Source organism: Nocardia sp. CA-120079 (assembly GCF_050955745.1).
GTDB lineage: Bacteria > Actinomycetota > Actinomycetes > Mycobacteriales > Mycobacteriaceae > Nocardia.
Window position 1 is genome coordinate 2,243,967 of the sequence record NZ_CP192088.1, and the last position, 13,670, is coordinate 2,257,636.

Consider the following 13,670-nt stretch of genomic DNA (forward strand, 5'->3'; position numbering starts at 1 on the left):
GGGCAAATAGGCGACTGCGGCGGGATACCCCGAAGATGTGCAGGTCAACGGTGGGATAGGCTTTGACGGTCATGAAGTCGGCTTTTGCGGGTCCGGTCCATGGGGCGCCCCAGACGGTCTACCTCGATCATGCGGCGACCACTCCGATGGTGCCTGCCGCGATCGAGGCGATGACGGCTGCCCTCGGGATGGCGGGCAATGCCTCGTCACTGCACGGTTCGGGACGTGCGGCCCGGCGGATGCTGGAGGAGGCACGCGAGTCGATCGCCGCCGATCTGGGCGCCCGGCCCTCTGAGGTGATCTTCACCTCCGGTGGGACCGAGAGCGACAATCTGGCGATCAAGGGCATCTACTGGGCCCGCCATGATGCCGAACCGCGCCGGACCAGGATTATCGCGGGTTCGACCGAACATCATGCCGTCATCGATGCCGTCGAGTGGCTGGAGCAGCACGAGGGCGCGCAGGTGACCTGGCTGCCGGTCGACTCCGACGGTGTGGTGTCGCCGCGGGTGCTGCGCGATGCGCTGGCCGAACATGTCGACGAGGTCGCACTGGTGTCCATCATGTGGGCCAATAATGAGGTCGGCACCATCGCGCCGATCGTCGAATTGGCCGCGGTGGCACAGGAATTCGGTGTGCCCATGCACAGTGACGCGATCCAGGCCGCCGCGCAGCTGCCGATCGATTTCGCGGCCAGCGGGCTTTCGGCGGCGAGTTTCGCCGGGCACAAGGTCGGCGGACCGCACGGTGTCGGCGTGCTGCTGCTCGGCAGGCAGGTGCCGTGTGTGCCGCTCCTGCACGGCGGCGGGCACGAGCGCGATCTGCGCTCCGGGACTTCCGATACCGCCGCGGCCGTCGGACTCGCCACCGCACTGAACTACACGGTGACCGAGTTGCCGACGCGCACAAAGGAATTGACCGCGCTGCGGGACGAGTTGATCAAGGGCATCCGCGACGCCGTGCCGGATGCGGTGCTGAGCGGTCCGGACGGTGCGCGACGGTTGCCCGGCAATGTGCACTTCACCTTCCCCGGCTGCGAAGGTGACTCGCTGCTCATGCTGCTGGACGCGGCCGGGATCGAATGCTCTACCGGGTCGGCCTGCAATGCGGGTGTGGCCACCCCGAGTCACGTGTTGATCGCCATGGGCGTGCAGCCTTGGCAGGCCCGCGGTTCACTGCGCTTTTCGTTGGGGCACACCTCGACGCGCGCCGATGTGGACGCGGTGCTGAATGTCTTGCCCCAGATTGTGGAAAGGGCCATGGCCGCGGGTCTGGCCGGCGCGAAGGGAGGTGTCTGATGCGGGTACTCGCCGCGATGAGTGGTGGTGTGGATTCGGCCGTGGCGGCGGCACGTGCCGTCGACGCTGGTCACGAGGTGGTCGGTGTACATCTGGCACTGTCCGCGACACCTGGCACCCTGCGCACCGGCTCGCGCGGTTGCTGCTCGAAGGAGGACGCGGGCGACGCCAGGCGGGCCGCCGACGTGCTCGGAATCCCCTTCTACGTCTGGGATTTCGCGGACCGCTTCAAGGAAGACGTGATCGACGATTTCGTCGCCGCCTACGCCGCGGGTGAGACGCCCAACCCGTGCCTGCGCTGCAACGAGAAGATCAAGTTCTCCGCCCTCGCCGACCGTGCGGTGGCCCTCGGCTTCGACGCCGTGGTCACCGGGCATTACGCCCGGCTCGCGGACGGTGTGCTGCGCCGTGCCGTCGATGCGGACAAGGACCAGTCCTATGTGCTCGCGGTGCTGACCGCGCAGCAGCTGTCGCGGGCCATATTCCCGGTGGGCGACACCCCTAAGCCGCAGATCCGCGCCGAGGCCGCCGAGCGCGGGCTCGCGGTGGCCAATAAGCCCGACAGCCATGACATCTGCTTCATCCCGTCCGGTGACACCCGTGCCTTCCTCGGCGCGAAGATCGGCATCCGGCCCGGTGCGGTTGTCGATTCCGACGGGCAGGTGCTCGCGAATCACGAAGGCGTGCACGGGTTCACGATCGGTCAGCGCAAGGGGCTCGGACTGCCGGGACCGGCTGCCGACGGTAAGCCGCGCTATGTCACCGAGATCGATCCCGACTCCGGTACCGTCCGCGTCGGCTCGGCCGAGGACCTGCAGGTGTGGACCGTAGCGGCCGAGCGCGCCGTCTGGACCTCCGGCACTGCTACCGAGGGGCCGATCGAGTGCGTGGCGCAGGTGCGCGCGCACGGTGGAACCGCAGCGGCCGTGGCCGAGGCGGTCGGCGACGGGCTGATCGTGCGACTGCGCGAGCCGCTGACCGGTGTGGCCCGCGGCCAGGCCGTCGTGCTGTATCGCCCGGATGCGTCGGGAGACCAGGTGATCGGCAGCGGCACCATCACCGGCACCGCGCGCGATGCGTCGGACTCTGTGAGTAGCGCGGGCGCGAGCACAAGGCAGTGAGTGACGCCGACATCGGACGGCGCGGCAAGCGAAATCGCTTCGTCCCGGTGCGGACCGGGATCCACCACACAATGGGGTGCATACCCCGCACAATGGGGTGCATACCCCGCGTAGGGGCAACGCAGTGAGCGAGCGGCAGCGAGTGAACTATCGACACAGCGAGCGTCGGCGACCGAGCCATCAGTACAGCGTGTACTCGCGCACCATGGAGCCGAGCGTCAGCGAGGCGCAGTCGTGAGTGAAATCGCCGAGGAATCAGGCAAAATCCCGGCGCAGGCACCCGTGCGTATTCCGGGCGGGATCGCGACCGCCGTCGGCTCCTGGCCGGGGACCGAGCCGCGGGAGGCCGCGGCGACCATCATCGGTGAGTTGCCGGATCTGCCACATCTGGTCGAATTGCCCGGACGCGGTGTGGGTTCGGACATGATCGGCCGTGTATCGGCACTCCTGGTGGATATGCGGTTCGACACCACCACGCGGGGTTATCGGCTGGCGGCCAGGCCCGGTGCGGTCTCGCGGCGTGCGCGCGATCTGCTGAGGTCGGATCTGGACGCACTCGAAGAGGCCTGGGCGACAGCGGGTTCGGTAGGCACGGTCAAACTGCAGGCCACCGGTCCGCTGACGCTCGCGGCCCAACTCGAACTGCCCGTAGGACACCGCGTGCTCACCGATTCCGGTGCGGTGCGCGATATTTCGGAATCCCTGGCCGAAGGACTTGCCCAGCATGTGGACGAGGTGCGCAAACGTCTCGGCGCGGAAGTCGTTCTGCAACTGGATGAACCATCACTGACCGATGTGCTGAACGGCTCCCTGCGCGGCGTCAGTGTGCTCAACACGGTGCGCGCGGTGCCCGAACCGGAGGCACTCGCGGTGCTGGACGCGGTCATCACCGCCCAAGCCGCCCCGGTCCTGGTCCACACCTGCGCCGACGCGCCCGCCCTAGCCTGCCTCCGTAACAGCGCGGCCACCGCGATCGGCTTCGATATGGCTACCATCACCACCAGCGCACTCGACGATATCGGCGAAACGCTCGACGCGGGAAAGCAATTGGCCCTGGGCCTCGTTCCCGCGACACAACCCGGCAAACCCCCGACCTGGCGAGATATCGCAGAACCCGGCGTCCGACTCATCGACCGCCTCGGCCTGCGTCGCACCGTCCTGGCCTCCCAGATCCTGGTCGCTCCCGCCTGCGGCCTGGGCGGTGCCCCACTCGAATGGGCCCGCCGAGCCCTGCGCCTCTCCACCGAGGTGGCCCGCGCCTTCGCCGAAGAGCCGGAGTCCCTGGACTTCTCCTGACGCCCGGTGCCGCGGCGTACGAGACGGAGATGATCGACTACGGATTCGCGGCGGTGCGGGCGGGCGCTATCAACGGGCAACGTCACCTCGGACAGGATCCGCTGCCCGGATAGTCCGCCGCGACGTGCGGGAATGTGGCGGTGACTTGTCGGTGGGCTCGACTAGTGTGCGTTGGGTGAGTGACAGCGACATTGCGGCGGAGCCGGCCACGGCGGAGCAGCGGGTGGAGTGGCAGCGGCTTGCGGACGAGGTTCGGGAGCACCAGTTCCGGTATTACGTGCGGGACGCGCCCATCATCTCCGACGGTGAGTTCGACAAGCTGCTGCGGCAACTGCAGGCGCTCGAGGACGCACATCCGGATCTGCGCACGCCCGATTCGCCGACCCAGCTGGTCGGCGGCGGATTCGCGACGGATTTCACCGCCGTGGACCACCTCGAGCGAATGCTGTCGCTGGACAATGTCTTCGACTTCGACGAGCTGCGCACCTGGGCCGGCCGGGTCGAAGCCGAGACCGGGTCGAATCTGCACTACTTGTGCGAGGTGAAGATCGACGGTGTCGCGCTGAACCTGGTGTACGAGAAGGGGCGACTGGTGCGCGGCGCGACCCGCGGCGACGGGCGCACCGGTGAGGACGTCACGCTCAACGCGCGCACCATCGAGGACATTCCGGGCGAACTGACCGCGACCTCGGAGTTCCCGATCCCGGAGCTGCTCGAGGTGCGCGGCGAGGTCTACTTCAGGCTGGAGGATTTCGAGACCCTCAACGCGGCGATCGTGGCCGAGGGCAAACCGCCGTATGCGAATCCGCGCAACACCGCGGCGGGTTCGCTGCGCCAGAAGGATCCGGCGGTCACCGCGCGGCGGCGGCTGCGGATGATCTGCCACGGCTTCGGACGCATCGAGGGCTACACCCCGACCTCACAGCACGAGGCCTACCGCGCGCTCGCCGCATGGGGTCTGCCGGTCTCCGAGCACACCAAATTGGTGCAGGGCATCGATGCGGTGATCGAGCGCGTCAATTATTGGGGCGAGCACCGTCACGATATCGAGCACGAAATCGACGGCCAGGTGATCAAGGTCGACGAGATGGCGCTGCAGCGCAGGCTCGGCTCGACCTCGCGTGCCCCCCGCTGGGCGATCGCCTATAAGTACCCGCCCGAAGAGGCCACCACCAAGCTGCTGAATATCGAGGTGAACGTCGGGCGCACCGGCCGGGTCACCCCGTTCGCGGTGATGGAACCGGTCTCCATCGCGGGCTCCACGGTCGCCATGGCCACCTTGCACAATGCCTCCGAGGTCAAGCGCAAGGGCGTGCTCATCGGCGACACCGTCACCATCCGCAAGGCCGGCGACGTGATTCCGGAGGTGCTCGGCCCGGTGGTCGACGCACGCACCGGCGACGAGCGCGAATTCGTCATGCCGACGCACTGTCCGGAATGCGGCACCGAGCTGGCGCCGCAGAAGGAGGGCGACGCCGATATCCGTTGTCCCAACCAGCGGTTCTGCCCGGCACAGCTGCGGGAGCGGGTGTTCCATGTGGCCGGTCGCGGTGCGTTCGATATCGAATCGCTCGGCTACGAAGCCGCCAATGATCTGCTGAAGTCGAGTGCGATCACCGATGAGGGCGATCTGTTCGACCTCGACGAGGCCCGACTACTGACCACCACGCTGTTCGCCAACAAGGACGGCGGTCTGTCCGCCAACGGCAAGCGACTGCTGGAGAACTTGCAGACCGCCAAGAATCGGCCGCTGTGGCGGGTGCTTGTCGGGTTGTCCATCCGGCACGTCGGGCCGACCGCGGCACGGGTGCTGGCAAGGGAGTTCGGCAGTCTCGATCGGATCCAGGATGCCGCGGTCGAGGAACTGGCCGCCGCCGACGGTGTCGGCCCGACCATTGCCGCCGCCGTCGCCGAATGGTTCACCGTCGATTGGCATCGCGCGATCGTCGACAAGTGGCGTGCCGCAGGCGTTCGGATGGCCGATGAACGCGACGAGTCCATCGCGCGCACGCTCGAGGGGCTATCGATCGTGGTAACCGGGTCGCTGGAAGGGTTTTCCCGCGACGGCGCCAAGGAGGCGATCCTGGTGCGCGGCGGTAAGGCCGCGGGTTCGGTCTCGAAGAAGACGGCATTCGTGGTGATCGGTGATTCGCCGGGCTCCAAGGCCGCGAAGGCGGAGGAACTCGGTGTGCCGATCCTCGACGAGGACGGGTTCCGCAAGCTGCTCGAGGAGGGCCCGGCGGCGGTGACACCGGAGACGGCCGCGGAGGATGCCGAAGCCGAGGAGTAGATATGCCCTCGGCGAATACTCCTTGACCTGAACCTGGCTTCAGGTATGACGATCGACTGGTAGGTAACTATCAGGAGATTCGATATGACTCACCGCTCTACCGCTCTGATCACCGGTGCTTCGGCGGGATTCGGTCTGGCTCTTGCGCGCTCGCTCATCGGGCGCGGCTGGCGGGTGATCGGCACCGCCCGTCGCGCCGAGCGGCTGGCGCGGGCGGGGGCCGAACTCGGCGAAGCATTTTTCGCGGTGCCGGGCGATATCACCGATCCGGCGCACCGTGCCGAGCTGGCCGAGGTCGCGGGCGAATTCGGACATCTCGACCTGCTCGTGAACAATGCGAGCAGGCTCGGGCCCAGCCCGATGCCGCGCCTGGCGAACTATCCGCTCGATCAGCTCGAGCTGGTGTATCGGACCAATGTCATTGCCCCGCTCGCGGTTCTGCAGTTCGCGCTGCCACTGCTCGACCCGGATGGGGTCGTGGTGAATATCAGCTCCGACGCGGGCGTCGAACCATATCCGGACTGGGGCGGCTACGGCTCGTCGAAGGCCGCCCTGGATCAACTGACCGCCGTCCTGGCCGCCGAACATCCGGAGCTGTCGATCTACGCCTTCGATCCCGGCGATATGCGCACCGAAATGCATCAGGCGGCCTTTCCCGGCGACGATATCTCCGATCGTCCCGAGCCCGAGACCGTCGTGCCCGCGCTGCTGCGCTTGATCGAGCAGCGACCCAAGAACGACCGTTATACCGCCGCCGATTTCGCCGCGGGGGTCGGTAGATGACAACCGCGTTGAATGAATGGCCCGACGTTCTGCCACCCGAACGCAATGCCGCCGCTCCGCCGGAGGCGCGGGGGCTGGTCCGCGACGAGGTACGGATCCTGGTGGCGGCGGATCGCCTCACCCACAACACCTTCCGTGAACTGCCGCGGCATTTGCGCGCGGGTGACCTTGTGGTGGTGAACAATTCGGCGACGCTGGCCGCAGCGGTCGACGGCACCCTCGACGACATGCCGGTCACACTGCATCTGTCCACCTGGCTCAACGCGCCCGTCGACGGAGCGAGCGGGCCACCGGACACCTTCGGCGGTTGCGACGGACTGTGGGTGGTGGAGGTGCGCACCCGCGAGCACACGCCCTATTCGCGTGACCTCCACCCGGGCAGCGAGATTCAGCTGCCCGAAGGTGCCATCGCCACCCTGCGTGAACCCTGGCTGCCGGGTGCGCGCCGACTCTGGATCGCCGAACTGAGCGCCGATCCCACCTGGCTGCTGACGACCCACGGCTATCCGATCACCTATTCGTATGTGCCACAACGCTGGTCGCCTTCGTACTACACGACCGTCTTCGGTCGGATCCCGGGCAGCGCCGAAATGCCGAGTGCGGCACGGCCGTTCACACAAAAACTGGTGCTCGATCTGGTGACCTCGGGCGTCGCGATCGCGCCGATCACCCTGCACACCGGCGTCTCCTCACCCGAGGCGGGCGAACCGCCGAGCCCGGAGCGGTTCGCGGTATCGGCGACGACCGCACGTCTGGTGAACGACACCAAGGCGGCGGGCGGCCGCGTCATCGCGGTCGGCACCACGGTGACGCGAGCATTGGAGACCACCGCCGATCACAACGGAATCGTGCATCCGGCCCGGGGGTGGACCGAACTGGTCCTCGGCCCGCGACATCCGGCCCGGGTGGTCGACGGCATCATTACCGGCTGGCACGCACCCGGCGCATCGCATCTGGAGTTACTCGTTGCGGTCGCGGGCGAGGCCACCGTGCACGAGGCGTATGCCACCGCACTCGATACCGGATATCTCTGGCACGAGTTCGGTGACAGCGCCTTGCTGTTCGGCCCCGACGCTAGGAGGGGCTGATACTCACGGTGGAGTCGAGCTGGCCACCGACCTCGATCCGGCCGCACTTACCGTTGCTGAGATCGAGATGGGCGGTCCTGGTCTTGGTCCGGCTCTTCTGGATGGTGGTGTCGACGATGACCTGGACCTTGCCCACCGAGCACACCTTCACGAGCGCGGGTGAGCCGTCGAAGCTGTAGGTGCCGCCACTCTGGCAGGTGTTGGTCTCGTCGTGGAAGAAGATCCGGGCGGTTCCGTCCGGACAGGGCGCCTCGGCGGCAGCTTGCGGCGATCCGAGCACGACCAGCGGGCCGAGTGCGAGCGCGGCCGCGACGGAGCTGCGGGCCACTAGACGACTAATCGTCAGGTCCATCGTTGAATCCCTCATCAGTACATTTCCGGCAGATGCCAGCGGGTAGCCGCGGCGCCTGCATGATAACGCGTGACGTGCGCATTTGTCCGGTGTAAGCCTCCTGAGCGACGTCTGTCCAGGCCCGTGAAGCGGGTGCGGTGTCGCGGTGCGCCGGGCGAACCGACAGGATGGCGGGATGCTGCGCAGTTTTCAGGTGACGAATCACAGATCGCTGGCCGAACGGCAGGACTTGCGTTTGAGCCGGGGGAGCGGACCGGTCGCGGTGCCGGTGACGGCGGTGCACGGTGCGAGTGCCGCGGGCAAGACGAGCTTGATCGATGCGCTGGGGCAGATGCGCGATGCGGTGCTGCATTCGGTGACCGGCTGGGACCCCTACGCGGGACCGGTGCGCGCACCGCACCGCGGATTCCCGGATCGCCCTTCGGAATTCGTGGCGAGCTTCGTCGCGGAGGGCGTGCCGTACACCTACGGGTTCCGCCTGGACAGCGCCGATGTGACGGCCGAGTGGCTCTACACGCATCCGCGTTCGCGCAAGCGAATTGTGTTCGAGCGCAACCGCGAACAGATCAAGATCGGCCCGATGTTCGAGGCCGCGCGTTACGGTATCGCCGCATTGTTGCCGCTGGTGCGGCCGAATGCGTTGCTGCTGAGTCTGGCCGGGCAGATGTATGCCGAGGCGCTGGTGCCGGCGTATCGGTGGTTCTCCGCGATGCTCGAAGTGCAGCACGGCGCGACGGATGCGACGGCGGTCGCGCATCGGCTCGGCAGTCATTTGTCCGCGGCACCGGACCATGCGGTGCGGCTGCTCATGCTGCTGCGCACCGCCGAACTGGGCATTACCGATCTGCTGATCGCCGAGCCGGACCCTATGTATGCGGACTATCTGCGTGAACTAGATGGCGATATCGCAGGGACCGCCAAACAGGTGGAGTTGTGTGCGACCTCGCCGGCGCATGCTGACCAGTTGCTGCGGGACAACGGCATCACCGAGGTCATGCTCGAACGCGAGCTGAGCAATCTGAAGGCCGCGCGCGATGCCCTCTACACCCGGATGGTCGAGCGGCGCGGCGTCGGCCTCGGACTGGTGCACGCCGGCATCGAGTCCGCCTTCGACATCACCGACGAATCCGCCGCCACCCTCTCGATGCTGCGCTTGCTGCCGACCATGCTCGACGCACTGGACTCCGGCCGGGTGCTCGCGATCGACGATATCGGCGCGCACCTGCCGGTCGAGGAGACCGATCGGCTGATTCAGCTCTTCCAGAATCCGGAGACCAATTCCCGCGGCGCGCAATTGATCTTCACCACGAACAATCGGTCGCTGATCGATCGCGCGAACGGTCGCTCCCAGCGCACCCGCACCGCGGTCTGGCAGATCCGGCGCACCGATCACGGCACCAGCGAACTTGCCTCGCTGTAGTCCGTGCCCTCAGGCCGCATGAGCCGTCGATCGCTGCCAGTTGGCGTGTCGCGCTGCCAGTGCTGCGGTTTGTGTGTCCGGATGAGCGCGGGTGACGTGGTGCAACTCCGGGATGCTGACGTGCCCAGCGGCGCCGCGGCATGCGCGCCTGGACCAATAGCATGGGTGCCATGGTGCAGTTCGCGATGCTGGTGATCATGGTCGGCGCGCTGGTGGCGATGGTCATGCTCTACCTGCGTGGCCGCAACGGTGTCCGGCTGTCGAATCCGGAGACGGGGACGCTGTATGTCACCGGGGTGAGTCCGCGGCCCGACGCGACCGGTGAGCAGTACGTGACCATCACCGGCAATCTGACCGGCCCGTCGGTGCCTGGCACCGTGGTGTACGGCCGCCTGGTGTGGGACGTGAACAGTTGGCCTGCCATCGGGGATTTCATCCCGGTCGTCTACCCGTCGGGGAAGCCGGAACGCTGGCAGATCTCGAATCCGGGCGCGCGTCCGGGCCTCGGTTCCTGACCCGGGGCGGTATCTCCGCGGCCGGTCCCGCATCGATGCGGCGAGTCCGGTCGACCGACCGGGTTGTTCGGGGGTGGCTGCCTGGGCGGTGGGAGGATGCCGGTATGGATGTGCAGGACTCCCAGGTCGTTGTTCGCGACGCTCGCCCGGACGAATACGACGCCGTCGGTGACCTGACGGTCGAGGTCTATGTCGGGGAGGGCTATGTACGTCCCGGCAGCCCGTATGTCACCGAACTCGCCGATATCACCCATCGCGCGGGTGCGGCGCAGGTGCTGGTCGCGGTGCACGACGATCGGGTGGTCGGTTCGCTGGCGGTGGCTCGGCCGGGAACGCCGTACGCCGAGATCGCCCGTCCGGGAGAGTTGGAGTTCCGGATGCTCGCCGTGTCGAAGTCGGCGCGCGGGCTCGGCGCGGGAACGGCGTTGGTGCGCACCGTCATCGAGACCGCACAGGCCGAATCCTTTGCCGCCGTGGTGCTTACCACGATGCCCGCCATGGTCGGCGCGCGGCGGATCTATGACCGATTCGGTTTCGTCCCTGCGCCGGAACGGGATTGGAAGACCGACGCGGGCGAGTGGCTGTCGGTGCTACGGCTGGATCTGCCAGCCTGAATATCCGACCGCACCGACCGGCGCGGCGGTCGGCATTCGAGCATGCTCATCCCAATACGGTCGCGACGATCCCCGCGAGATAACCGAGTCGCGCCACCTCGGACGGGCGGAAGTCGGGCCCACCGGGACGTCCGAGCAGCAGCACCTTGCCGGTATTTCCGAGCGGCGCGGCGGCCAGCTTCGTGTCCATATCGCGCCAGATCTGCGGCACCCAGCCGCCCTCGGGGTCCAGGACGGCGGGCTTCTCCAACGGCATCCACGGCGCCGAACCCGCCTGCGTCTGCGGCGCGCTCTGGCTGCCGACGACGCGGTAGGCCCCCTGCGGACCCATATCGATGATCGTGCTCCAGCCGACGCGCAGCACTCGCGGCACTCCGTCGACGAGCACCTGTAGCCGATCGTCGCGGGCACTGGCGACCTGATCGATCAACTCGAGTTCGCGATGGGTGTCCAGCACACCGGAGTACGGGCGGATGGAGTCCACGTGCACGTCGCCGATCGATTCGGCGGCGGTGATCAATGTGTCGGGTAGTGCACCCTGCGGCACCTCGACCACGAGATCGTCGACCGCGAATCCCGCACCCCGCTCGACCACGTCGAGGGAGAGGATGTCGGCGCCGACGGAGCCCAGTGCGAGCGCGAGCGCACCAAGGCTTCCCGGTCGATCCGGAAGTTGCACGCGGAGCAGGTAAGACACGCGCGTTCCTTTCCTTGGCGGCCGAGGCTCTGAAACGAATACCCGGGTCACGCAATACTTACACCCCCAAGTCCGAGTTATCGACTCGAAGTACCGGCGGTGACGGATGCCACAGCGCGAATCAGCGCGGAAGCGGCGTGTCACGCTAGCTGGTGGGGTGTGTCGTTGCATGCGCGGCTCCTGTGACAGTTGTCGCCGTAGCGACTGCTTGCAGGTCGCTCGAAAGGGGCCGTAGCGACTGCTTGCAGGTCGCTCGAAAGGGCCAGCGGGGAGTCGCTAGGCTGTTCGGTGGCCGTTCACCAAGCTAAATCATGCCGAAAGGGGTCCGCGGTGCCCGCCATCTCCCGCGACGAGGTCGCACACCTCGCCCGGCTGTCCAGGCTCGCCCTGTCCGAAGCCGAACTGGATCAGTTCGCCGGTCAGTTGGATTCGATCCTGAGTCACGTGCGGACCATCTCCGAGGTCGCCGCCGCCGATGTGCCTGCGACCGCGTCGCCGAATCCGGCGACCAATGTGACGCGTCCGGATCAGGTCATCCCGTGCCTCTCCCCGGACGAGGCGCTCTCGGGCGCCCCCGCGGTCGAGGACCAGCGGTTCCTGGTTCCGCAGATCCTGGGAGAGGGCGAATGAGTTCAGCATCGCGTAGCGATTCCGTGAGGGGTGGCGGTCGGGCGACGGGTGGGCCTGACCTGACTGCGCTGCCTGCCGCCGAGTTGGCGGCGAAGATCCACGGCCGCGAGGTGACCTCGGTGGAGGTCACCCAGGCGCATCTGGATCGGATCGCCGCCGTCGACGGCGAGTACCACGCATTCCTGCACGTGGCACGCAACGAGGCGCTCAGCGCGGCGGAAGCGGTGGACGCCGCGCTCGCCGCGGGCGATGCGCCCGCCTCGCCGCTGGCCGGAGTTCCGTTGGCGCTCAAGGACGTTTTCACGACCACGGATATGCCGACCACATGTGCCTCGAAGATTCTCGAGGGCTGGGTTGCACCGTATGACGCGACGCTGACCAGTCGGTTGCGTGCCGCAGGCATCCCGATCCTCGGCAAGACGAATATGGACGAGTTCGCGATGGGCTCCTCCACCGAGAACTCGGCCTTCGGTCCGACCCGGAATCCGTGGGATACCACCAGGATTCCGGGTGGTTCGGGCGGTGGCTCGGCGGCCGCACTTGCTTCGCATCAGGCGCCGCTGGCGATCGGCACCGATACCGGTGGGTCGATTCGGCAGCCCGCCGCGGTGACCGCGACCGTCGGCACCAAGCCGACCTATGGCACGGTCTCCCGGTTCGGTCTGGTCGCGTGCGCGTCTTCGCTGGATCAGGGTGGTCCGTGTGGTCGCACCGTGCTCGATACCGCGCTGCTGCACGAGGTGATCGCCGGATACGACCCGCGCGACTCCACTTCCCGCAATGTGCCGGTGCCGCCGGTGGTCGCCGCGGCTCGCCAGGGTGCCACGGGCGATCTGCGCGGCGTGAAAGTCGGTGTGGTGAAGGAACTGCACTCCGACAGCTACCAGCCGGGCGTCATCGCATCCTTCGATGCGGCGGTCGGTGTGCTGAAGGATTTGGGCGCCGAGGTCGTCGAAGTATCTTGTCCCCACTTCGAATACGCGCTCGCCTCGTACTACCTGATCCTGCCGAGCGAGGTGTCCTCGAACCTGGCGCGCTTCGACGCGATGCGCTACGGCCTGCGCGTCGCCGACGACGGCAACCACAGCGCCGAGCAGGTCATGGCCGCGACCCGCGCGGCCGGATTCGGTCCGGAAGTCAAGCGCCGCATCATGATCGGCACCTACGCGCTGTCGGCCGGATACTACGACGCCTACTACGGTCAGGCGCTCAAGGTGCGCACGCTGATCGCCCGCGACTTCGACAGGGCCTACGAGCAGGTCGACGTCCTGGTCTCCCCGACCAGCCCGTTCACCCCGTGGAAGCTGGGTGAGAAGGTCGACGATCCGCTGGCGATGTACCTCTCCGACCTGTGCACCCTGCCCACCAACCTGGCGGGGCATCCGGCGATGTCGGTGCCGTCCGGATTGAGCAAGGACGACGGCATGCCGGTGGGTCTGCAGATCATGGCTCCCGCACTTGCCGATGATCGGTTGTACCGCGTCGGTGCGGCGTATGAGGCCGCGCGGGGTCCGGTCGGGTAAGAAGTGTTGACCTGAGCGCCGATTCCTGTCTCGACACATGCGG

Annotated in this window: 13 protein-coding genes; 11 read left to right on the forward strand and 2 right to left on the reverse strand. The window is 67.3% G+C overall.

The annotated features are described in order from the left end of the window. Window positions 1-71 precede the first annotated feature (71 nt). The 6 genes from ACQPYR_RS10345 to ACQPYR_RS10370 all read left to right on the forward strand — a co-directional run bounded on the left by ACQPYR_RS10345 (window position 72) and on the right by ACQPYR_RS10370 (window position 7,876). Window positions 72-1,298, forward strand: coding sequence for a cysteine desulfurase family protein (locus ACQPYR_RS10345; RefSeq protein ID WP_433630467.1), 1,227 nt, complete (start codon window positions 72-74; stop codon window positions 1,296-1,298). After that, window positions 1,298-2,419, forward strand: coding sequence for a tRNA 2-thiouridine(34) synthase MnmA (gene mnmA / locus ACQPYR_RS10350; protein WP_433630470.1), 1,122 nt, complete (start codon window positions 1,298-1,300; stop codon window positions 2,417-2,419). The genes ACQPYR_RS10345 and mnmA overlap by 1 nt, the downstream gene beginning before the upstream one ends. A 243-nt stretch (window positions 2,420-2,662) precedes the next feature. Next, window positions 2,663-3,715 carry a methionine synthase gene (locus ACQPYR_RS10355; RefSeq protein ID WP_433635085.1) on the forward strand — a complete coding sequence of 351 codons (1,053 nt, stop codon included), beginning with the start codon at window positions 2,663-2,665 and terminating at the stop codon, window positions 3,713-3,715. Window positions 3,716-3,890: 175 nt separating this feature from the next. Further along, the gene (ligA, locus tag ACQPYR_RS10360; RefSeq protein WP_433630473.1) at window positions 3,891-6,005 is read left to right on the forward strand and encodes an NAD-dependent DNA ligase LigA; all 2,115 of its coding nucleotides are present in this window, start codon (window positions 3,891-3,893) and stop codon (window positions 6,003-6,005) included. 84 nt (window positions 6,006-6,089) lie between these two features. Further along, on the forward strand, window positions 6,090-6,788 hold the full coding sequence (locus ACQPYR_RS10365) for an SDR family NAD(P)-dependent oxidoreductase (RefSeq protein WP_433630476.1): 699 nt from the start codon (window positions 6,090-6,092) through the stop codon (window positions 6,786-6,788). After that, window positions 6,785-7,876: an S-adenosylmethionine:tRNA ribosyltransferase-isomerase gene (locus ACQPYR_RS10370; RefSeq protein ID WP_433630479.1), complete on the forward strand. Its 1,092-nt coding sequence runs from the start codon at window positions 6,785-6,787 to the stop codon at window positions 7,874-7,876. Before ACQPYR_RS10365 ends, ACQPYR_RS10370 begins: the two co-directional genes overlap by 4 nt. On the opposite strand, the gene ACQPYR_RS10375 is transcribed toward ACQPYR_RS10370, so the two are convergent. Continuing rightward, window positions 7,863-8,228 carry a hypothetical protein gene (locus tag ACQPYR_RS10375; protein ID WP_433630481.1) on the reverse strand — a complete coding sequence of 122 codons (366 nt, stop codon included), beginning with the start codon at window positions 8,226-8,228 and terminating at the stop codon, window positions 7,863-7,865. The genes ACQPYR_RS10370 and ACQPYR_RS10375 overlap by 14 nt on opposite strands. A gap of 175 nt (window positions 8,229-8,403) precedes the next feature. Between ACQPYR_RS10375 and ACQPYR_RS10380 the strand changes: the two genes are divergently transcribed. The 3 genes from ACQPYR_RS10380 to ACQPYR_RS10390 all read left to right on the forward strand — a co-directional run bounded on the left by ACQPYR_RS10380 (window position 8,404) and on the right by ACQPYR_RS10390 (window position 10,777). Next, window positions 8,404-9,648: an AAA family ATPase gene (locus tag ACQPYR_RS10380; protein ID WP_433630483.1), complete on the forward strand. Its 1,245-nt coding sequence runs from the start codon at window positions 8,404-8,406 to the stop codon at window positions 9,646-9,648. A gap of 170 nt (window positions 9,649-9,818) precedes the next feature. Further along, complete coding sequence (locus ACQPYR_RS10385) at window positions 9,819-10,163, forward strand: hypothetical protein (protein WP_433630486.1); 345 nt, start codon at window positions 9,819-9,821, stop codon at window positions 10,161-10,163. Between the two features lie 104 nt (window positions 10,164-10,267). Continuing rightward, window positions 10,268-10,777, forward strand: coding sequence for a GNAT family N-acetyltransferase (locus tag ACQPYR_RS10390; protein ID WP_433630489.1), 510 nt, complete (start codon window positions 10,268-10,270; stop codon window positions 10,775-10,777). Window positions 10,778-10,823: 46 nt separating this feature from the next. Here ACQPYR_RS10390 and ACQPYR_RS10395 read toward each other — a convergent pair whose 3' ends face one another. Next, window positions 10,824-11,474: an amino acid-binding protein gene (locus ACQPYR_RS10395; RefSeq protein ID WP_433630491.1), complete on the reverse strand. Its 651-nt coding sequence runs from the start codon at window positions 11,472-11,474 to the stop codon at window positions 10,824-10,826. Between the two features lie 330 nt (window positions 11,475-11,804). On the opposite strand from ACQPYR_RS10395, the gene gatC reads away from it, so the two are divergent. Next, window positions 11,805-12,104, forward strand: coding sequence for an Asp-tRNA(Asn)/Glu-tRNA(Gln) amidotransferase subunit GatC (gene gatC, locus ACQPYR_RS10400; protein WP_433630493.1), 300 nt, complete (start codon window positions 11,805-11,807; stop codon window positions 12,102-12,104). Continuing rightward, complete coding sequence (gene gatA, locus ACQPYR_RS10405) at window positions 12,101-13,627, forward strand: Asp-tRNA(Asn)/Glu-tRNA(Gln) amidotransferase subunit GatA (RefSeq protein ID WP_433630496.1); 1,527 nt, start codon at window positions 12,101-12,103, stop codon at window positions 13,625-13,627. Before gatC ends, gatA begins: the two co-directional genes overlap by 4 nt. Window positions 13,628-13,670 lie beyond the last annotated feature (43 nt).